This window comes from Lactobacillus sp. Sy-1 (genome assembly GCF_019303535.1).
Classification (GTDB): domain Bacteria; phylum Bacillota; class Bacilli; order Lactobacillales; family Lactobacillaceae; genus Nicoliella.
In genome coordinates, this window is the sequence record NZ_JACCIU010000001.1 from 453,740 (window position 1) to 478,187 (window position 24,448).

The 24,448-nt window shown below is 49.0% G+C and carries 1 protein-coding gene (only partly in view); it reads left to right on the forward strand.

Going from position 1 to position 24,448, the window contains the following annotated elements:
• Positions 1-24,448: the 5' portion of a DUF5776 domain-containing protein gene (locus HZL42_RS01855; protein ID WP_219054012.1), read on the forward strand. The gene runs 2,693 nt beyond the window's last position; 24,448 of the gene's 27,141 nt are visible here — the first part of the coding sequence; it begins with the start codon at positions 1-3; the stop codon falls past the right edge of the window.

The window sequence follows — 24,448 nt, forward strand, 5'->3', positions numbered from 1 at the left end:
ATGCTTTATAATAAATTTGAATTTAATAAAGTAAATGATAAAAAAATTCTCCGGAAAGTGAAGAAGCAATGGGTAGTTGTCTCCCTATCCATGTTAGCTTTACTAGGGGGTTCGGCACTGGTTGGTCAGAAGGCCATCACAGTTAAAGCCGATGTAAATACTGGCTCTACATATGGATCAGATTCTGCTAGTGGTAATGATCAAAACGTAAGTGATTCATTATCGACAACTAGCACATCTAATAGCACCACTAGTGCGTCAGACGGAAGTACTACTAGTAACACTTCCACGGCTACTAGTGGAGCTAGTTCCAGTAGTCAGTCTTCAGCTAGTTCCGATAGCAAGACCAGCAGTAGTAATGATACTACTAGCTCAAGCTCATCAACTAGTTCAGCTAGTTCTAATGCTAAGACCAGCAGTAGTGCTGATAGTACTAGCTCCAGTAGTGCTAGTTCAAGTTCAGCAACCAGTTCAGCTAGCTCTGATAGCAAGGATAGCAGTTCTTCTGTAACTTCTTCAGACAGTGCTGATAGTGGTTCATCGACTAGTAATGATTCAAGTGCAGCAGTCAAGTCAGCTGAAAGCGCTGGTTTTGCTGCTGCCTCTTTAGCTAATAAAAATGGTACTAGTGTTGCAATCAGTGATGATGATAACTTCAATAAGGGTGTTTTGGAATTTGATTCATCCGTAGCTGCTGCTTCATCGTCAGCTGATGAAATGAGTGCTGGTTTTGCTGCAGCTTCGTCTGCCGATTCAGCAGGGACCTCATTAGCTAGCAATTCTAACTCTGCATTTAATGCTGGGGTTTCAGAATACTACTCTTCAGTTGCCGCTGCGAATGGATTAAGTGTAAGGATGACAGTTGGTGCAACTGCATCATCCACTGCCGCCCAAATTAGCGCTGCCATTAGTGCTGGTTTCTCAGCAGCTGTATCTGCAGCTAAAGCTGGCACTTCAGTTGCTACTAGTTCCGATGCTAACTTCAATAGTGGGGTTGCTAGTTATGCAAATAGCTATAATTCTTCAGTTGCTAGTTCCGTATATGCTGCAGCTTATTCAGCAGCTTCAAATGGAAGCTCTTATTCAGCAAGCAGCAATAGCAACTCCGCTACTTCCACTGCAATTGCAAGTGCGATTGCTTCTGCATCTAGCGCCTACAGTGCATACAGTTCAGCATTTGCTGGTGGACTTTCAGCTGCTTCGACCGCTGCCTTTTCTGGCACCAGTGTTACTTCACAAAGTGCTAGTGGATTCTCAGATGGGGTTCAAGCATACTACGCTGCCAATGCCGGAGCGGTGGCTGCTTGGAACTCCCTTCATCCAGATGACTTAAAGTCAGCTGATGATACTACTGATACGTTTACGACCAGTAATGCATTTTACGTTCAAGGGTACAATGCTACTATTAATGCTTACAACACTTACAATAGCTTAAACGCTAGTGCCGGAACTCAATCTGGTTCTGCAATTTATGGTTCTGGTGGCCTAGGTCAAACCACTAGTTACACCAGTGGTTCTGTTAACCGTAGTAACTCAGCACAAGTAGTAAATTCGCCAAGTGATAGTGCTGAGGCGACTTCTGGAAATAACGTTAAGAGCGGTACTGCCGGAAACTTAACTGGAACTGGAATTAACACTGCAGCACCAACCCAAAGCCTAGCTTATAACTACGCGATTGATTACTTTTTGGGTCGTCAAGGGGCGTATGATGCTGAAACTGGGCGTTGGAATGGGGCCGATGGTAACGGAAGTTACACCGTTTTGAATACTTCCACGAATACTAATAATCCATATATTCAGGCCTACCTTGGGGCGAATGCTGCGATTACTAATGAACAGTCACACACTAACCTTTCAAGTGTTACGGCCCTAACGACCTCGCAAAAGAGCAGCACTACTAATAACTACCAATATGGTTATAATGATGTTGCCAATAAGGTTAATAATCAAAATAATTACTTTATTACTTATAACACTCCTAATGGAACGTTGGATTCGATTCTTGCGCTTAGTAACAGTGGAACGAACACGATTAAATTCACTAGTGACTATAAGTACTCTTCAGCTAGTTCTTACGCTCCATCTAATTCCAATCTTAACATCGTTGTTAACGGGCAAAATCATATTGCTGATTTATACCAAATGCACCAGAACCCATACAATATTGGGAGTTTAACGATTGAAAACTTCGCTAAGCTGTATGGGACCAATGAATATGGTGCAATTAACCTTTATAATTCAACTTCGGGAAGTTTAACCTATCGAAACCTTAATTTTGAGGGCTCTCAGTTATTCTATGGACCTAATTTGCCTAACCTATACATTGATGGTGGGGTTAGTGTAATTAGTGAATACTACTACACAAGTCCATTTAGAACCAATCAGATCACTGACGCACCTACGCAACAAAACTTCCAAGTTACTAACATGGAGTTATTGCCAAATGCATATTACTATGGGCAAACTCAAGATGGAAATAATATTGAATTAGGGGGAAGTCTTAAGCTAGACCAAGGAGCTACCATGAACTTAGTTCCTAATACAAACTTAGCCAATGGAAGTCCTGAAAATTACTATTCTGGTAATGGAGCAAGGGGTTCTCGAGGACTATTGCTAACTGGTAATAACTCTAACCTATCGATTGGGAAGGGGGCCACTTTAAATATTACTCCTGGAAACGGGGCATCATCTGCGCTTTATGTTGCTTCTGGTGGGAACGTTAATATTGACGGTGGTTCACTAAACGTCACTTATAATAATAACCCAGTTGATACCAACCCTATTTCTATCGCCGGTAATGTTATGGTTCAAGATGGAGGAACCCTTAGTGTTCATGCTACTAATAATGCTAGCAATATTGGTGGCGACTTAGTTACCCTTTCTGGGAACCTGAACGTTCAAAACCGTGGGAATTTATTAATCTATGCTGATGGTGCTAATACTAATAAGGCAATGACATTGCTTGATAATACTGGTACCGTTACCATCAATAATCCTGGGAATAACGTTATCTTTAGTAAGACTGGGTTAACCTATGATTCAACTCAACCAGGTGCTGGTAACTTCTTCCACACTACGCCAATTACTGCTTATTCTGTTATTGGTCAAATTGATGGGACTACCGATTCTACACCACAATACGTGGTTAAAATTGATACTACTTCCGGTAACGGAGGAAGTGTAATTTCAGTTATGAACCAGGCAGGTCAAAAGGTTGCTGATAACACGTTAACTTCATTTGACAATGCTAATAACAAGTATCTATCATTCCATGCCGTTCCAACTGTTTACATCAGTGGGCAACCATACCTAGTTGTCAATAGTAGTTCATTGAGTAAGTTTTCAGTTTCTACGAATCTTGAATTAGCTAATGTTAACAGCAATAATGGATATGTTTACGTTCGGGTAACGACTAATGGGATAGATGAAACGCCAAGCTCTGGTGATAATCCGGCTAGTGCTGCTACTACCACTAGTGGGATGCTAGTTGATCCTGACCAAGCTGTTTTATCTTCCGGGGTTTCTGAATCTGACTATCGGAATGCATACACGGTTGCGATTCCAGTCGCAAACTTCACATCTAATTCCAATGGAACTTACACTTACACCTACACACGTTCTTTAAACGCCACTTCTGCACAGCCAACTGATGTTAAAATCGATGCTCAATATGGAGTTACTAATAACCAGGCTGAAATTGCTAATAGTGGTGGTAGTACAGTCGCTACCAATAGTACCCTTAACCCAGCTACTACATCCATTGTAAATAATAGTAGTACTGCTAGTGGAACGATTACTCAAAATGCACAAGTTGCTAATAGTACCGGTTCTTACAATAGTTCCGCTAATTCTGCATCAGTTGCTGCTAGTTCGTACGCAACTGGGGCTCAATCAGTTGCTGGCAATATGACCTCATACTCTAGTGTGGCTTCAAGTGCATCTACTGTGGTTGCTAGTTTTAATAGTTCCGCACAATCGTTAGCCAGTGATAGTAGTACAACTGCTAAGAATGCTAGTTATTCTACTACGGTGAGCTCCGCTTTTGCTGCCATTAGTGCTGCTAATAGCGATGCCATTAAACAATCATCATTAGCCAGTTCCGCTAGTGTTGCGGCTAGCAAAGCAATTGCATCTGCCTTTGCGGCATCCTCTGCTACAAGTTCTTACGCTAGCTTAGCTTCCAGTGCAGCTAATAATTTCACACTGGTTTCAGGAGCATCTGCACAAACCTCAGTTAATAATGCAGCTTCAACTTATGCTTCCCAGGCCGTTTCGGCAGCTGCCGTTGCATACAATCAATCATCAGCGGTTACTTCTATTAACGCCAGTGGTTCACTTGCTGCTTCCCAGGCGGTTTCTGACGAAATGAGTGCCGCAATTGCTGCGTTTGTCCTTAGCTCTGCCTACACGAGTCTCCAAGTTTCTGGTGCTGACTCATTAGCCAGTCAAGCTAGCACCGAAGATAGCACAATTAATGGCAACAAGGCTGCCGTTGATTCAGACTTTACCAGTGTTAATAGTATCGCCAGTCTTTACCCATCCAATTCAGATATTATTAATGATCAATCAGTTGCTGCTTCAGCTTCAGCTACTTTGTCAACTGCTGCTTCAGCTGGTTCATCTGCTAATGTGGATGCCCAATCAGCCAAGTCCAATGCCGACGCTGCGCAAAGTAGCGCAAGCAGTGCCTATGTGGTTGCTTCAAGTGCTACTTCAGCTGCTTTAATTGCCACTTCAATTGCACAACAGTTCCTATTAAACGGAAATAGTTCAGCTGCTCAATCTGAGCTATCTTCAATTGCAACTTTAAGTTCAACTGCTTCTGTTGCTAATGATAATCTTAATACCTACACTTCAGCTGCATCATCTGCTAATAGTTGGGCTTCGTCAGCTGAATCAGTGGTTGCTTTAAACCTAAAGAATGCCAGTGCTGCTGCTACTGCTGCCAACTCTGCTGCAGCTAATGCTAGTTCTGTTGCAAGTAGTATTGCTGCAAGTACTGGTGATAGTGCTAGTTCAATTGCATCCAGTGCTGCTAATGCTGCCTCAACTGCTGCTAATGGGGGTTCATCAAATGCATCGAATGCTGCCTCACGAGCTAATTCCGCTAGTGTTGATGCATCTAGTGCATCAGCTAATAATTCGTCAGCTAATTCAGAATCTGCCGCTGCATCTTCTGCTAATAGTAATGCCCAGTCAGTTGCTGCTGCTAATTCAGGGAATTCAGCAGTTTCTAGCGCCGCTAGTGTCGCATCTTCTGCCACCGGAGTAGTTAGTTCTGCTGCTAGTGTTGCATCGAATGCTAATTCTACTGCTCAAGATGCTAAGAGTAAGGCTGATAGTGATAATGCTAAGGCTTCATCTGCAAATGCTGCCGCTAGTGCTGCCAAGTCTGCTGCTGACTCCGCATCTGCTGCCGCATCATCTGCTACTGCTGCTGGTGATCATTCAACCGCCAGTGCTGAAGCAAGTACCGCTGCTAGTGAAGCATCAAATGCTTCTAATGCTGCAAATGACGCATCCAACGCTAATAACGATGCCAGTTCTCAGGCTTCAATCGCATCGAGTGCATCCGTTGTTGCATCCAGTGCTAACTCAGTTGCTTCATCAGCAAATAACACTGTTCAATCTGCAAATAATACGATTAATTCAATTGCGGGCTCTGCTACTACTGATGCTCAATCCGCATCTGCTGCTGCAGCTAAGGCTGCTGCTGATGCTTCTGGTGCTGCTACACAATCATCAAGTGCTAATAGTGCCAGCGATGCTGCGAAGAGTGCATCTTCTGCTGCGAGTGCAGACTCTGCAGCCGCTGGTTCATCAATTGCATCATCGATTGCTCCAGCCCAAAATGCTGCAAATAGCATGAACAGTGCTTACCCAAGTAATGCAGCTGTCAAGAGTGCATCTGCGGTAATTTCAAGTGCTGCATCAACTGCTAGTTCTGCTGCCAATGATGCTACTTCGGCATCAAGTGACGCTAATTCTGCCAGCGCAGCTGCTAGTTCACATGCTGCTGCACAAAGTTCAGCTGCTGCTGATGCTAGTTCGCAAGCTGCAATTGCATCTAAAGCTGCTGCTGATGCTTCTTCAGCTGCTAATGCTGGGAATGCCAATGCTGCCAGTGCTGCTAACTCAACTGCCCAATCAGCTGCTGCTCAAGCATCTGCTGACAGTAGTAACGCTACTTCAGAAGCTTCCGCTGCATCCAGTGAAGCTGAAAAGGCCAAGAGTGCTGCCAACCGTGCAGCAAGTGATTCCGCAGTAATTTCGAGTGCTGCTCAATCTGCTTCCTCAGCTGCTTCTGCTGCTTCTGCTAACGTAAATGGTGGTTCCGCTGCTAATAATACCGCTAGCGACGCTGTTAAGAGTGCCGATAGTGCTTCTATTGCTGCATCTAGCGCTGCAACTGGTTCTGCTAATGGATCTGCTGATGCATCGAATGCTGCATCCCATGCTAACTCCGTTGCTTCAGACGTTGCCAGTGTTACTAATTCTAGTACCGCTACTAGTAATGACACATCATCTGCTAACTCATATGCTAATGATGCACAATCCATTGCTAATGCAAACTCCGGTAATCCAGCCATTTCGAGTGCTGCCTCCGTTGCCAATTCTGCTGCCTCTGATGCTGCCTCTGCATCTAAGGACGCTGATAGCGCTAGTTCAGTTGCATCTGCTGCTAAGAGTCAAGCTGATTCTGACAATTCAAAAGCATCTACTGCTAATAATACTGCTAGTTCCGCAGCCAGCGTTGCCCGTTCTGCTTCAACTGCAGCTAGCCAAGCCGTTGCCAACGGTGATTCAGCTGGGGCATCGACCGCTGCTAGTCAAGCTGCATCCGCAGCCATCGTAGCATCCAATGCTGCTACCGACGCATCGAGTGCGAATGCCGATGCTTCTTCAGCTGCATCTAATGCTAACTCTGCCTCTGCGAAAGCTAATACAGCTTCATCAGTTGCATCCAGTGCCAATGCTGCTGCTCAATCTGCTGATGCTGCTGCCGCTTCGATTGCTAATAATGGGAATTCTGCTGCTAATGCTGCTGATTCTGCCGCTAAGGCTGCCAGTATAGCTGCATCCGCTGCCAATCAGGCAGCATCCAATGCTACTAGTGGGGCTACCAGTGCTAACACAGCTGCAAATAACTACTCATCTGAAACCAGTGCTACTTCTAGTACTGCTGCTCAATCAGCAACTTCAGTTGCTTCCGCACAAAATTCAATCAGCGCAATGACGAGTCAATACCCAAGTAATGCAACCGTAAGTAGTGCTGCTGTTACAATTTCTAGTGCCGCTGTGGTAGTTAGTGCTGCTACTAAGGACGCCACCGATGCCTCCAGTGTCGCTAACTCGGCTAGTGCTGCTGCTAGTTCTTACGCTTCAACTGCTAGTTCTGCTGCTTCAGATGCTAATGCTCAAAGTATCGCTGCAAGTAATGCTGCTTCTATTGCACACTCTGCTGCCTCTGCTGGAAACACGGCATTAGCTAGTTCCGCTGCTTCCGCTGCTGAAACCGCTCAAAAATCAGCCGAGGCCGATAGTTCAACTGCTGAAGCCGCAAGTACCGCTGCTGATTCTCAAGTGGCTTCCGGAAAGGCTGCCTCCCAAAAGGCATCTAGTGCTTCCTCCGCAATTGCTAGTGCCGCCCAAGCTGCTAGTGAAGCTGCAAGTACCGCTGCTGCGAATACCCAGGCTGGATCAGGGGCTAACGCCGAAGCTTCCACTGCCGTTTCCAATGCTGACAAGGCATCTAGTGAAGCATCCAGTGCTGCTACTGGTTCGGCTAATGGATCTGCTGATGCATCGAATGCTGCCTCCCACGCAAACTCCGTTGCTTCAGATGTTGCCAGTGTTACTAGTTCTAGCACTGCCACTAGTGAAGCTGCTTCATCTGCACAGTCGTACGCTAATACGGCTTCTTCAATTGCGTCTGCAAATCCAAGTAACACGGTGGTTTCAAGTGCTAACTCCGTGGCTCAATCTGCTGCTACTGTAGCTAGTTCCGCATCCAACGATGCCAATAATGCCAGTTCTACTGCCTCAGTTGCTAAATCGCAAGCTGATTCAGACAACGCAAAAGCAGCTAGTGCTAACGTTGTTGCAAGCAACGCAGCCAGTGCTGCCCGTTCTGCATCCGCAGCTGCCAGTGTAGCTGCTGCGAATGGGAATTCATCTGCTGCCCAAAGTGCTGCCGACGTTGCGAGTCAACAAGCTTCCAGTGCCCAAAGTGCTGCAAATGACGCATCTAATGCGAATTCTGACGCTGCCTCCGCTGCTGCTAGTGCGAATGCTGCCTCCGCAAAGGCAGCCACTGCTTCTTCAGTTGCAGCCAGTGCGAATGCTGCTGCTCAAAAGGCGGCTCAAGATGCAGCGAATGCAGCGAATGGTGACAAGGCTACTAACGCTGCGGATAGCGCCGCTAGCGCTGCTAAGAGTGATGCCTCCGCTGCTGCTAATGATGCCTCAAACGCATCTAGTGGAGCCACTAGCGCTTCATCTGCTGCTGATGGTTACTCTAAGGCTGCTAGTGCTGCATCAAGCACGGCTGCTCAATCGATTAGTTCAATTACGGATGCCTCGAGTGCAGTTAACAGCATGCAAAGCGCTTACCCAAGCAATACTGCAGTAAGTAGCGCTTCCGCAGTAATTGCAAGTGCATCATCAACCGCTGCATCTGCTTCTAAGGATGCCAACGATGCATCCAGTGCTGCTAATTCTGCCAGTTCCGCTGCCAGTTCATATGCTGCTACTGCTAACTCAGCTGCTACTGATGCCAGCACCCAAGCTTCAATTGCTAGTTCTGCTGCCGCCGTGGCCCATTCTAAGGCTTCTGCTGGAGATGCTTCTGGGGCTAGTGCTGCCGCTACTTCAGCTGAAAACGCCCAAACTAGCGCTGATGCTGATAACAGTGCTGCCTCCGCTGCATCTGCCTCCGCTGCTAGTGAAGCTGCTGCCGGATCTATTGCTGCATCTAAGGCTGCCAGTGCATCTACTGCAATTGCTAATGCTGCGCAAGCTGCTAGTGCTGCTGCTTCATCTGCAGCTGCCAATACCAATACGGGTTCAGCTGCCAATAGTACTGCATCTACTGCTGTTGATAATGCAGACAAGGCTTCTATTGAAGCATCTAGTGCTGCAACTGGTTCTGCTAATGGATCTGCTGACGCATCGAATGCTGCCTCCCACGCGAACTCCGTTGCTTCAGCCTCTGCTAGCGTTGCTAATTCTACTGCTGCAACTAGCAATAACGCCTCTAGTGCAATTTCATACGCAAGCACGACCGCATCAATCGCCTCTGCTAACCCATCTAATACTGTTGTCTCCAGTGCTAATTCAGTAGCCAGTGCTGCAAGTGCTGCTGCAAGTTCAGCTTCTGTCGATGCTTCGAATGCAAATGCATCTGCAAGCTCTGCTAATACCCGGGCTAGTTCAGATAATGCTAAGGCATCCAGTGCCAATAGTGTTGCCCGTTCTGCTGCCTCTGCTGCGCGTTCTGCGTCGATAGCTGCAAGCTCCGCTGCTGCTAATGGTAATTCTGCTGCGGCATCCATTGCTGCTTCAACTGCTAGTAACCAAGCAAGCATTGCCCAAAGTGCTGCTGATGATGCATCTAGTGCTAACTCAGATGCATCCAGTGCCGCTTCTGACGCTAATACAGCTTCTGCTAAGGCAGACACAGCTTCATCAGTTGCATCTAGCGCCAACGCTGCTGCTAAGGCCGCTGCTGATGCTGCCGCTGCTAACGTTGCTAGTGGGAATGCTGCTAATTCATCTGCAGCGAACGCTTCCACCGCTGCTTCAACTACTGCTAGTTCCGTTCCATCAGTGGCTAGTTCTGCAACTTCAAGCGCTGCGAGTGCTTCATCAGTTGCTAGTGTCGTTAGTTCAGTTAACAGTGCCATTTCACAAGCTACGACCAGCGCCTCCAATGCTCAGGATTCCGTTGCTTCAATGGCATCCAATAATCCTGGTAATAGTGCCGTTAACAGTGCCACTTCGGTTGTAAGTAGTGCTTATTCAGCTGCGAGTGCTGCGAGTGCTGACGCATCACATCAAAACTCAATCGCCCAATCAGCAAGCACGACTGCTTCCATTGCTAGTTCTACGGCCAGTTCTGCTAATTCAGCCGCCGCTGATGCTGCCAGTCAGGCCGCTGCTCAATCCGTAGCTGCTAGTTCCGCTGCTAAGGCAGGGGACACCAGTGCTGCTTCAACTGCTGCCAGCACTGCTGCTTCATATGCAAGCCAAGCTTCTGCCGATAGTAACGCTGCTAACTCCGCAAGTGCTTCTGCTGAAGCCGCAAGTAAGGCTGCTGATGCTGCTAATTCTGCAATTGCCGGCGACAGTACCGCTGCATCCAAGGCTGCTAACGATGCTTCATCGGCCGCTGCAGCTGCTTCCAATGCGCTAGATAGTGGGAATCAATCTGCCGCTGCCTCAGCTGCTGCCAAGGCGGGACAAGATAGTACCGCTGCAGGACAGGCATATAGTTCTGCACAATTAAACTCCAATGCCGCATCCAAGGCCTCTGCTGATGCAAGTTCAGCAAACTCACTTACTAGTAATGCTGCCGGTTCAATTAATGCTGCCTCTTCTGCAGTTAACAGCTTAAACAGCAATAATAGTGCTAACCCAGTGGTATCCAGCGCTTCGTCTGCAATTGCATCAGCTTCTGCTGTTGCTTCATCAGCATCTTCTGACGCTGTGATTGCTAATAGTGCTGCTAGTGCCGCTAAGACTTCTGCTGATGCTGCCGTTGCTAGTGCTAAGGCTGCCTCAACTGCTGCTTCCACCGCTGCTTCAACGGCTAGTTCATATGCATCCCGGGCCGCATCTGCAAAGGGGAACACAGCTTCGTCATTAGCTAGTCAAGCAGAATCTGCTGCTGCGAATGCTGATACTGCATTAACGAGTGCAAATAACGCTTCCAATGCTGCAAACTCAGCTGCACAAAGTGCCACTAGTGCTGCTCAAAGAGCTGCTTCTGATCAGTCAGTTGCTTCTAGTGCTGCTCAAGTGGCTTCAAACGCTGCTAGTGATGCTTCGAATGCTATTTCAGCCGGAATTTCGAGTGCTAATAGTGTAGTTAGTTCTGCAGGGAGCGTCATTCCTTCAGCATCAACTGCAACTTCAAATGCTGCTGGGGTAACCAGTGATGCAAGTTCAGCTACTAACAATGATTCAGTAGTTGCAAGTAGTGCTAACTCTAATGCTAAGTCAGCTGCTGATAGTGCTGCAATTGATTCACAAGATGCTGCCTCAATTGCTTCTGCTAACCCATCTGATGCTTCACTTGCTTCAGATGCTAGCGTAGTTTCATCAGCTGCCAGTGCTGCTAAATCCAACGCAAACACCGCTAGTTCAGCTTCCCAAGTTGCATCTAGTGCTTCTTCAACTGCATCGAATGCTAACTCGGTTGCAGCTAGCGCAAATGTTATTGCTAGTTCAGCAAATAGCGACTTTGCATCTGCATCCGCTGCCGAATCTTCCGCAGCCCAAGCTAATAACAGCTCTGCAGCTGCCAGTGCTGCCAGTGCTGCTGCCAGTGCTGCTGCAAGGGTTCAATCCGCTGCGAGCGTAGCTAGTGCCGCATCTGCTGCAGCTGCTAGTGCTAAGGATGCTGGTTCAAAGGCTGCTGCCGCTGCTTCAAGTGCCGCCAGTGCCGCTGCATCAAACGCTGCCGTAGCTAGTTCTGCAGATAGTGATGCCAATGCTAAGAGTAGTGCCACTTCATCTGCTAACTCATCTGATGCTACTTCTGGTAATAATGCTGCTCAAACAGCTAGTGCTACGACTTCACTTGCTCCTAACACGACTTCCGTTATTGTTAGCGCCACCAGCACTGCTGCTTCCAATGCGGATAGCTATGCGAAGGTTGCTAGCGACGCTAATAGTGGAACCGGGAGTTCAACTAGCGTTGTTTCAAATGATGCAACTCAACTAAATAGCTTAGCTTCTCAATACCCACAAAATAAGGTTGTTGCTAGCGCTAATAGCGTCGTAAGCTCAGCAACTACAGTTGTTAACTCAGCAAATACTGTTGCATCTAGTGCGAATGTAGTTGCTTCAAATGCTAAATCGGTTGCTGATTCCGCTTCCAACGATGCTGTTCAACAAAATTCAGTTGCCGTTTCTGCTGCATCTGCTGCTAAGGCTGCCAGCATTGCTGCTTCTTCTGCATACGCAGCAGGAAGTTACTCTGATGGTGATAAGTACGCCCGGAGCGCAACTCAAGCTGCATCTGACGCTAGTTCAGCTGTTACCGCAGCGCAAGCTGATTCAACTGCTGCTTCCGCTGCCGGATCCACCGCATCTAACGCTGCATCCATTGCTACTTCAGCATCCATTGTGGCTTCCAATACTGCTAACGCTGCTAATGGGGCTTTGAACTCGGCAACTAGTGCAGTTAATGCTGCTAATTCATACGCTTCTAGTGCCGCTAGTGCTGCGAGTGCCGCATCTACTGCTGCTTCTAAGGCTGCAACCGACAGTAATGGGACTAACGATGCTAATTCAGCTGCTTCTAATGATGCCTCAAACGCATCAATCTCATCTAGTGTTGCATCTAGTGCTAACACAATTGCATCCAATGCTAATTCTGATGCCGCTAGTGCCAATTCAATTGCAAACTCTGCATTATCTGGTCATTCTAGTGATGCTTCGATTGCGTCTGATGCATCCATCGCTAGCTCAGCTTCCGTAGTTGCATCGAGTGCCAATTCAGTTGCATCTAATGCTACTAATAGTGCTAGTGCTGCGAGTGCCGCAGTGACAAGTGCGGTTGCTTCTGCAAATGCTGCAACTGCTACTGCTAACAGTGCTAAGGCAGCGGCTTCTACTGCTGCTAGCCAAGCTGCGAGTGCTGCAGCTGCTGGTGATACTTCTACCGCAAGTTCCGCTGCATCCGTTGCTTCTTCTCAAGCAATTATCGCTTCAAATGCTGCGGATTCTGCGAATGCCGCTCGTTCAGCTGCTGATAGTGAATCTAATGCGGCTTCTACTGCTGCTTCAATTGCTAGTTCCGCTGCATCCGTTGCTAGTTCTGCAGGCTCTATTGGAAGTTCTGCCGCTGCTGATGCACAAAGTCGGTCTGCAAAGATTGATTCATCAAATGCTTCATTGAATTCTAACCGGGCTTCTAACGCTGCCAGTGCCGCATCTGCCCACGCTAACAATGCAAGTAGCTACGCAAGTGCTGCCTCAATTGCAAATAGTGGGACTCAGAATGCTAGTTCCCAAGTTAGTTCATCTACTTCTGCTACTAATTCAGCTTCAGCAGTTGTTAGTTCAATTGCAAGCAATTACCCAAGCAACTCAGTAATTTCAAACGCTAATAGTGCTGCGACTCAAGCTAGTTCTGCCGCTGCTTCAGCTAGTGCTGATGCCTCGACTGCTGCTAGTCAGGCCAGTGCTGCAAATGCATCTGCATCTGCTGCCGCTGCATCTGCTGCCGCTGCTGTTCAATCAGCAAATAGCGCTGATGCTGCAGCAAACAGTGCTGCCAGTGCTAGTCCATATAACTCTAGTGCTGCTGATTCAGCTGCCAGTGCCGCTGCAAACGCTAATAGTGCTGCATCGAATGCTGAAAATAATGCTTCAGCCGCTGCCTCAGCTGCTCAATCAGCTTCAAATCGGGCTGCTACTGATTCATCAATTGCTAGCTCCGCTGCGCAAGCTGCCAGTGCCGCTCAAAGCACTGCGCAAGCTGCTAGTGCTGCTATTAACACTGCTAATAGCATTGCCAGCGACTCTGCAAAGGCATCTACGGCTTCAAATGCAATTTCAAGCAATTCTGCTAACACTTCCCAAGCTGCAAGCTCAATGAGTTCTGTGGCTAACAGTGTAGCAAACAGTAGTACTGGTGCAAGTAATAGTGCGGACGCTGCTAGCTCCGCTGCCTCCGCTGCTGCCTCAATGGCCAGTGAACATCCTGATAACTCAGCAATGCAATCAGCCGCTACCACTGCGTCAACTGCTGCATCGAGTGCTGAAGTTGCATCGAGTGCTGCATCGAGTGCTAATTCTGCTGCTCAATCAGCTCAATCACGGGTTAACAGTGATAGTGCCAAGGTTGCTAGTGCTAACTCAGTAGCATCCAGTGCTGCCAGTGCAATCGCATCTGCTTCCGCTGCTGCTCAAAATGCTGCATCAAACGGTGATCCTTCAACTGCTGCTACTCAATCTAAGGTTGCTAGTGAAGCTGCCTCAGCTGCTACTTCTGCAGCCGCTGATGCCAGTGCCGCAAACAAGGATGCTTCGTCTGCTGCTAACGATATGAGTAGTGCGAGTGCTGCTGCTCAATCAGCAAGCACCAATGCATCTACAGCTAACTCTGCTGCTCAATCAGCAAATAACTACATTCACACCATTAATGGAAGTGGATATGATGACGTTACTTCAGCTGAAAGTGCTGCTCGGGCAGCTTCAATTGCTGCTAGCTCAGCAGGGGTAACTGCCGGAAGTTCCGCCAATGGAGCAGGTAGTTTTGCATCCAATGCATCACTTGCTTCTAGCAATGCTGAAGCTGCATCGAATGCTGCTAATAATTCCATGGGCTCTGTCACTAACGCATCTAGTACGGTGGCTAGCTTACAAAGTGCTAACCCTAGCAACACAGTCGTAAGTAGTGCTGCTAGTGTGGTTAGTGCTGCCTCAACGGCTGCTAATTCAGCATCTACGAATGCTACCAATGCATCCAGCGCTGCAGATTCAGCATCGACAGCTGCTAGTTCGTTTGCAATCGCCGCTTCTTCAGCTGCCAGTGCTGCTAGTGTGCAATCTTCAGTTGCATCCTCTGCTGCCATTGCGGCTCAATCTGATGCGAATGCCGGAAATGTTGCATCTGCTTCTGCCGATGCATCTAATGCGATTGCTGCTCAAAAGGCAGCTGAGGGTCTTAACTCAGCTGCCAGTGCAGCTCGTGATTCAGCATCAAGTGCTGCATTAGTTGCTAGTTCACAAGCAGGCATTGCATCGAGTGCCGAAGTAGTGGTTTCAAGTGCTGCTTCAGCTGCTGCTTCAGCTGCGCAAACTGCGTCAGCTAACGTTAGTCAAGTTGTTAACGACAGTAGTGTTGCTAGTTCTGCTAATGCCGTGGCAAGTGGTGCTGCAACCCCAGTTCCATCTGAAACGATCAACACAAGTTCTGCCGCAACTGCGGTTTCAGCTGCTGCTAACAGTGTTGCTGCTTCATCACAAGCTGTTAACAGTAACTCAATTGCAACTAGCTCGGCGGCTTCAGTGGTTAACTCAATGATTTCTGCTAACCCATCCAATAGTTCACTTTCAGCCGCTGCTTCAGCGATTGCAAGTGCTACTTCAGCTGCCACTTCCGCATCTAAGGATGCCAGTGCTCAAAATTCAGCTGCTCAATCAGCATCTGTAGTTGCTTCAGCTGCAAGCAGTAATGCAATTGCTGCTTCGACTGCTGCATCAAATGCTGCTAGCAATGCTGCTTTGGAATCAAGCGCTGCTAGTTCTGCTTCCGTAGCTGGAGATTCAGCTGCTGCTTCTAGTGCTGCCTCTGCTGCTAAATCCTATGCTTCAGATGCAATTGCTGCTTCTAACTCCGCTGCTGCCGCAAACCAAGCTGCTAACAATGCAAACCGTTCTGCTCAGTCGGCCTCTGCTGCCGCATCTGCTGATTCAGCCAATGCATCTGCAGCTGCCAGTGCTGCTGCCAGCGCCCAAAATTCAGCTGGGAACACAATTGATAGTGGTGAAGCTTCAGATGCTGGTAGTGATGCTAATCGTGCCAAGGGTGATAGTAGCGCCGCTGGCTCAATCAATGCAAGCGTTTCTAATGCTGCTAATGATGCTTCACTTAAGTCTAGTCAAGCGAATGTTTCATCTAGCCAAGCCAGTGTAGCAACCAGTGGGGTTAACGCAGCTGCTTCCGTTGTTAATAGTATCTTTAGTAACGACAGTAGTAACGCTGTAATTGCTAGTGCTTCTTCAGTGGTTAGCTCAGCTAGTTCAGCAGCTAATTCTGCTTCCGCCGATGCAACCAGCGCTTCTGCTGATGCATCTAAGGCTAAGTCAGATGCTGACGTTGCTTCTTCCAACGCGGTGTCTGCTTCTACTGCTGCCTCAACGGCTGCTTCAGAGGCCAATTCATATGCTTCTGCTGCCTCTAACGCTCATGGTGATAGTGCTAAGAGTCTTGCTAGTCAAGCTGCTTCCGCTGCATCAAACGCTGATACTGCATTATCTAGTGCTCAAGCGGCTTCAACAGCTGCTTCAGATGCTGATAGTCGGGCTACCAGTGCTTCAGTTCGGGCTGCTGCCGATTCCAAGGCTGCTGCTGATGCATCTTCCGCTGCTAGTGCTGCCACTGCTAGTGCAATTGCTGCTAGTCAAGCCGTTGCTAGTGCTGGGAATGCTCAAACCATTGCTGCTGGAGCTGATAATTTCGTTAGTGCTGCTTCTACCGCTTCAACTAATGGTAGTGCTGCTGCTAGTTCTGCTGTTTCCAATGCTTCCAATGCTGCAACTAGTTCTGCCGCAACCGGTAGTGATGTTGCTAACTTGAGTGCTAATGGTTCAGTCGTTAACAGCATTGCATCTGCTAACCCAACTGATTCTTCAGTTGCTTCTGATGCTGCTCTCGTTGCTTCATATTCAGCAAATGCTTCGAATGCATCTGCTGCTGGATCAACGGCTGCTGCTAATGCTGCTAGCGATAGTTCGAATGCAAATTCATTTTCTCAATTGGCATCTTCTCAATATGCCGCTGCGGTCACTGCATCTAGTGCTGCCCAAAGTTATGCTAAGGCTGCAAATAGCTATGCTGCTAATGGGGATAGCGCTAATGCTTCCACTGCTGCTAGCCAAGCAATTTCAGCAGTTTCTGCTGCAAGTCAAGCTGCTTCCAATGGTTCCTCGTATACTAACCAAGCAGTGATTGCTGCTCAACAAGCAACTACTGAATCACAAAATGCTGCTTCAGCAAAGGCCGCTACCAATAGTGCTGCTAATGCTGTTTCCAATGTGAAGATTAGCCTAGCTGCTTCCGTTGCTACTGTTAATACGGCTGCATCTAGTGAAGCTGCATCCGTTCAACCACTCGCATCGAGTGCATCATCAACTGCTAGTTCTGCTGCATCAGGAACCGTAGCTAACAGTTCCGCAACCAATTCCAGTTCTTCACTTGCTAGTTCCGATAACGATGCTGCCAGTTCTGCTGCAACTAGTGCTCAAAATGCTGCTAATGCCGCTTCTAATGCTGCATCTAACAACCCAACTGATCCAACAATTGCTAGTGATGCCTCCGTTGCTTCATCTGCTGCTAAGGTAGCATCGAGTGCTGCTGGAACTGCACTCAGTGCATCTAGTGATGCGTTTACTGCATCATCAACGGCAAATAGTGCGAACTCCGTTGCTTCATCTGCTAATAACGCAACCAGCAACGATTCTGCTGCTGCATTGAGTTATGCTAAGGCTGCTGATGCTGCTTCTGCTGCTGGAAACATGTCAGCTGCTAAGTCCAATGCTGATGCTGCGTCGAGTGCCGCTGCTGCCGCTGCTGCTCAAGCAGTGATTGCTACCAATGCCTCCGCTGCTGCCGCTCAAGCAGCTAAGGACGCCTCAAACGCCGCCGTCGCTGCTAGTGCTGCAAACTCCGTTGCTCAATCAGCAAACGCAGTTGCTTCTGCTGCAGGTAGTGATGCTAATAAGGGCAGTAATGCTAACTCAGCTGCTGCTTCTGCTAACACTAGTGCTGCATCGAGTGCTAATTCAGTTGCACCATCATATGCAAGTGGGGCTTCCGTAAGTGCATCTAAGGCGGCTGCTAATGATTCATGGGCTTCTACCTATGCAAGTCAAGCTTCAGTTGCTAATTCACAAACAGTAGTATCTTCTTCCGCAGTTAATGCAGCTAGTCAATACGCAAGTAGCGCTGTATCAGCTAACCCAAGTAACGCTGTTGTTAGTTCAGCTGCTTCCGTAATTAACTCTGCAAATGTAGTTACATCCAGTGCTTCATCCGACGCTTCAATTGCCAATGCTCAAGCATCGATTGCTAAGTCCAATGCAGACGCTGCTACTAACACAGCTAGTTACCAAAACTCACTCGCTCAAAAGGCAGCTAGTGATGCTTCGGTTGCTAACTCCAATGCAATTTCAGCTTATACTGCTAAGGACTACTCAGCTGGAAACAGCTATGCAAGTGCAGCGGTTCAAGCTGCTAATAGTGCTTCTGCTGCTAGTGCAACTGCTGCTTCCGCTGCTGTCACTGTTCAATCTCAAACTAATTCTGCATCAAGTGCTGCGGCAAGAGCACAGGCCGATTCTAGTGCAGCATCCAATGCTGCTGCATCTGCATCTGCCGCCAGTGCTGCAATTAGTCAAGCTGTTAAAACTCAAAACTCACAAATTAGTGTTGCTTCATCAATCGCTAGTTCCGCATCAGTTGCTGAAAGTATTGCTTCTGACGCTAACACTAGTGCTGGTAAGAACAACGCTGCTACTTCTAATAACGCCAGTGTTGCTAGTTCGATTGCGACTCAAAATGCGAAGGTGGCTAGTCTTGCTAGTTCTCAAGCAAACGATGCACAAAGTGCTTCTGCAGTGGCCTCATCGGTTGCTAGCCAAGAAAGTCTAGTTGATTCATCAACTGCTTCAGCCCTTGCTAGTGATTCAACGGTTGCTTCATCTGCTGCTAGTGTAGCCAGTGCTGCTGCTCAATCGGCTGTTTCAACGGCCAACCAAGCATCGAGTGCTGCATCTACCGCTGATGCTGCCTCCAGCGCTGCGTCGACTGCCAGAAGTAATGCGACCGCAGCAAACAGTGCTGCTAGCAACTATGCTAGTCAAGCTGCTTCCGCTGCTTCCGCCGGAGATAGCGCCGCTGCTGATAGTTATAATGGGCAAGCCAAGTCTGCTGCCAACTCAGCTGATGTTCAAAATAGTGCTGCGCAAAGTGCAGATGACGTTGTAGCCAGTGCCAGTTCTACTGCTTCAATTGCTGCTTCCAATGCTGCAATTGCATCGAGTGCCGCAAGTCAAGCTTCAGCAATTGCATCGAGTGCTGCATCGGATGCTCAATCTAGAGCAGCTAGTTACGATGCTGATCAAAGTAATAAGCGGGCTTCCAATGCTGATTCCGCAACCGATAGTTATGCTACCGCTGTTGCTGGCAACAGCTCCGCGGTTAGTGGTGATTCTGCTGCAACCAGTGCTGCTGTTTCTAACACTACGAAGGATTCAGTTAGTGCCAGTGCCGCTGCTAGTGCAACCGCGGCTCAAGTTTCAGCTCATCCTAAGAATTCAGTTATTGCTAGTGCTAACTCCACTGCTAACTCTGCTTCAGTAGTTGCTAGTCAAGCTGCTGTTGATGCTAGTGCTGCGAATGGAATTGTATCCAGCGCATCTTCAGTAGTTAACTCTGCTTCAGCTGCAATTAGTTCAGCTCAAACTGCAGCTTCTGCTGCTAAGAGTGCTGCATCTAGTGCCGCTGCTGATGCAAGTAACCCAAGCCTATCACCAGAATCACGGAATGCTGCTAGAACTAGTGCTGCCGCCGATGCTGATAGTGCTGCTGCTCAAGAACAAATTGCATCCAATGCTGCCGCTGCCGCAAGCAACGCTACTAACGATGCTTCCGCTGCTACTAGTCGGGCCAACAACGATCAATCGATTGCCTCGACGGCTGCTAGTCAAGCCGCTAGTGCTAATGCTGCTGCTAGTGCCGCTGCTAACGCTGGGACTCAGGATGATTCAAGTGCCGCTGCTGCTTCATCAGAAGCTGCTAGTGCTAATACGGCGGCCTCCAACGCTGCTAGTGGTGCCAACACTGATGCCGCTAAGGCCGCTAGTTACGCTAGTCAAGCTAATGCATCCACTAGTGCTGCCGCTAACTCGGACAGCACAGCTTCCACTGCTGCAACTTCCGCAAACAGCTATGCTTCAGCTCACCCAAGCAACACAGTGGTTAGCTCGGCTGCTTCAGTGGTTAACTCTGCTGCTGCCGTTGCCAGTTCCGCTCATGCTGATGCTAACTCCGCTAATTCGGATGCTCAATCAGCTAAGAGTGCTGCTAGTGATGCTGCTCAATCAGCTGCAGTTGAAAGTGCTAATGCTGCTAACGCTTCCAGTCTGGCATCCAGTTATGCCTCCGCTGCTAAGAGTTACGCTAGTGATGGGGATGAATCTGCAGCTGCTAACGCAAATGCTTCCGCTGCCGCACAAGCTGCTAATGCAAGTACTGCTGCTTCTAATGCTGTCGTTCAAAGCCAAACTGCTTCAACTGCCGTTGTCTCCGCATCCAGCGCTTCAGTGAGAGCTGCAAGCGATGCTAAGGTTGCTTCCGATGCAGCGACGACTGCTACCTCCGCCAATGCGGTTGCTTCATCCGCCGCTAACGCAGGGGATCAAGGTTCCGCCAGTGCCAGTGCTTCTTCATCCACAGCTGCCAGTGCTAATACGGCGGCCTCCAACGCTGCGAGTGGTGCTAACTCCGATGCCGCTAAGGCTGCTAGTTATGCTAGTCAAGCTAGCGCATCCACTAGTGCTGCTGCTGACTCAGACAGCACTGCTGCCAACGACGCCAGTTCTGCAAACAGTTATGCTTCAGCTCACCCAAGCAACACAGTGGTTAGCTCAGCTGTTTCAGTGGTCAACTCCGCTGCTTCCGTTGCTAGTTCTGCTCATGTTGATGCCAACTCCGCTAATGCGGATGCTCAATCAGCTAAGTCTGCTGCTAGTGTAGCTGCTGGATTAGCTAACAACGCTAGTGCTGCTGCCGCTAGTGCAAATGCTGCTGCATCAGCTGCTGCATCAGCCGCTAAGAGTTACGCTTCCGCTGGAGATAGCGTCTCTGCTGCCAGTGCTAACGTTGTAGCCGCACAACAAGCTGCCAATGCAAGCACTGCTGCATCCACGGCTGTCGTTCAAAGCCAAGCTGCTTCGAATGCCGTTGTCTCCGCATCCAGCGCTTCAGTGAGAGCCGCAAGCGATGCTAAGGTTGCTTCCGATGCAGCGACGATTGCTACGTCAGCCAATGCGGTTGCTTCATCCGCCGCTAACGCAGGGGACCAGGGCTCTGCCAGTGCTAGTGCTTCCTCATCCGCAGCTGCCAGTGCTAACACAGCGGCCTCCAACGCTGCGAGTGGTGCTAACTCCGATGCCGCTAAGGCTGCTAGCTATGCTAGTCAAGCTAACGCATCCACTAGTGCTGCTGCTGACTCAGATAGTACGGCTGCTAACGACGCCAGTTCTGCAAATAGCTATGCTTCAGCTCACCCAAGTAACTCAGTAGTTAGCTCGGCTACTTCAGTGGTTAACTCCGCTGCTTCCGTTGCTAGTTCCGCTCACACTGATGCTAATTCAGCTAATGCGGATGCTCAATCAGCTAAGGCTGCCGCTAGTGTAGCTGCTGGCTTAGCTAACAACGCCAGTGCTGCTGCTGCGAGTGCAAATGATGCTGCATCAGCTGCTGCATCAGCCGCTAAGAGTTACGCATCAGCTGGAAATAGCGCTTCTGCTGCCAGTGCTAACGTTGTAGCTTCACAACAAGCTGCTAACGCAAGTACTGCTGCATCAACTGCGGTTGTGCAAAGTCAAGCTGCTTCGACTGCCGTTGTCTCCGCAGCTAGTGCTTCAGTGAGAGCTGCAAGCGATGCTAAGGTTGCTTCTGATGCAGCGACGACCGCTACCTCCGCCAATGCGGTTGCTTCATCTGCCGCTAACGCAGGGGATCAAGGTTCTGCCAGTGCCAGTGCTTCCTCATCCACAGCTGCCAGTGCTAATACGGCGGCCTCCAACGCTGCAAGTGGTGCCAACTCCGATGCCGCTAAGGCTGCTAGTTATGCTAGTCAAGCGAGTGTGTCCACTAGTGCTGCTGCTGATTCGGATAGTACTGCTGCTAACGACGCCAGTTCTGCAAACAGCTATGCTTCAGCCCACCCAAGCAACACTGTGGTTAGTTCGGCTGCTGCAATTGTTAACTCGGCTGCTTCCGTTGCCAGTTCTGCCCATGTCGATGCCAATTCCGCTAATGTGGACGCTCAATCAGCTAAGGCTGCCGCTAGTGTTGCTGCTGGCTTAGCTAACAACGCCAGTGCTGCTGCCGCTAGTGCTAACACTGCTGCTGCTTCCGCTGCCTCCGCTGCTAAGAGTTATGCTTCCGCTGGAGATAGTGCTTCTGCTGCCAGTGCTAACGTCGTGGCTTCACAACAAGCTGCCAATGCAAGTACTGCTGCATCAACTGCGGTTGTGCAAAGTCAAGCTGCATCGACTGCCGTTGTTTCCGCAGCTAGTGCTTCAGTGAGAGCTGCAAGTGATGCCAAAGTTGCCGCTTCCGCTGCTTCCGTTGCTACCTCCGCCAATGCGGTTGCTTCATCCGCCGCTAACGCAGGGGACCAAGGATCTGCCAGTGCTAGTGCTTCCTCATCCGCAGCTGCCAGTGCTAATACGGCGGCCTCGAACGCTGCGAGTGGCACTAACTCCGATGCTGCTAAGGCTGCTAGTTATGCCAGTGAAGCTAGTTCTTCCACTAGCATCGCTGCTAACGCTGATAGCGCTGCTGCCAACGACGTTATCTCTGCAGATAGCTACGCTGCAGCACATCCAAGCAACGTAGTGGTTAGTTCGGCTGCTGCAGTGGTTAGCTCCGCTGCTTCCGTTGCTAGTTCCGCTCATACTGATGCCAACTCTGCTAATGCGGATGCTCAATCAGCTAAGAGCCTTGCTAGTTCCGCTGCCGCTGATGCTAATAGCGCTTCTCAAACAGCTTCAACAGCGGCGCAAGCTGCTTCATCAGCTGCTGCTAGTGCGAATAGTTATGCTGCTGCTGGAAATGTTAAGTCAGCTTCAATTGCTAACTCAGTTGCTGCATCTCAAGCAGCTAATGCTAGTGCAGCTGCATCCCAAGCAGTTGTTGATAGTCAAACTGCATCGACTGCCGTTGCCTCCGCTTCCAGTGCTTCAGTGAGAGCCGCAAGCGACGCTAAGGTTGCTACTGATGCTGCCACATTAGCTAGTTCTGCCAATGCGGTTGCTTCATCCGCCGCTAATGCAGGCGACCAAGGTTCTGCCAGTGCTAGTGCTTCCTCATCAGAAGCTGCCAGTGCCAACGCTGCTGCTTCAACTGCTGCGAGTGGAGCTAACGCTGCTGCTGCTAAGGCTGCTAGTTACGCTAGCCAAGCTAGTGCATCTAATAGTCAAGCCGCATCTAACGATAGCGTAGTAACTAGTACGACTGCTCAAATCAATAGCGTTGCCGCTGTTCATTCAGCTAACACCGTTATTGGCAGTTTAGCTTCCGTTGCTAACTCTGCATCAGTAGTTGCTAGTTCTGCTACCACTGATGCTAGCGAAGCTAACACCGCTGCCCAATCGGCTAAGAGTGCTGCTAGTGATGCTGCTGCTTCCGCTAACACCGCTAGTGCCAACGCAAGCACCGCCGCATCTGCTGCTGCATCCGCCGCTGTAGTTGCTAAGAGTGCTGCTTCAGCAGGGGACTCCGTTGCTGCCGCTAGTGCCAACGTCGTCGCTTCACAACAAGCTGCTGCTGCTAGTGCTGCCGCATCAACTGCTGTCGTTCAAAGTCAGGCTGCATCAACTGCGGTTCAATCCGCAGCCAGTGCATCTGCTAGAGCTGCTAGCGATGCTGCTGTGGTTTCCAATGCGCTTCAAACCGTTACCTCCGCTACCTCCGCTGCTAACTCCGCTGCTGCAGCTGGTAGTCAAGACGCTTCAAACGCTGACTCCACTGCAACGAAGGCTAATAGTGATAACGCATTAGCATCCAGTGCTGCTAGTGGCGCCAATGCTGACGCTGTCTTGGCATCCCAGTATGCTAGTCAGGCTAGTGCATCTAATAGTCAAGCGGTTAGTGGTGATAGTACTGTTAATAGCACCACGAACCAGATTAGTAGCATTGCATCTGCAAACTCAGCCAACCAAGTAGTTGCCTCAGCTGCTGGAGTTGCTAAGTCAGCTGCATTAGTAGCTAGCTTCGCTACTTCAGATGCTGCGGTAGCCAATGTGGTAGCTCAATCAGCTAAGGCTGCTGCTAGTGCTGCCGCTGCCTCAGCTAATGCTGCCAGTGTTGCTGCTAGCTCCAATGCAGTAATTGTCGCTAGCTATGCCTCAGCTGCTAAGAGTTACGCCAGTGCTGGATCTGAATCAGCTGCTAACAGTGCTAATTCAGCTGCCAATAGTGTTGCTAACCTAGTAAGTTCTGCTGTTGTTCAAGCCGTTAGTGCTTCTAATGTTGCTTCGATTGCGGTTCAATCAGCTGCGAGTGCTTCTGCAAGAGCTGCTAGTGACGCAGCCGTTGTTTCAAGTGCTATTCAAACCGTTACTTCTGCTGATTCAGCTGCTAGTTCTGCAGTGATTGCAGGTAGCAAGGGAGCCTCAAGTGCTGATGCATCCTCATCAGCTGCCGTTACTAATAACAGTAAGGCCGCTAGTGATGCCAGTGGCGCTAACAACGATGCTT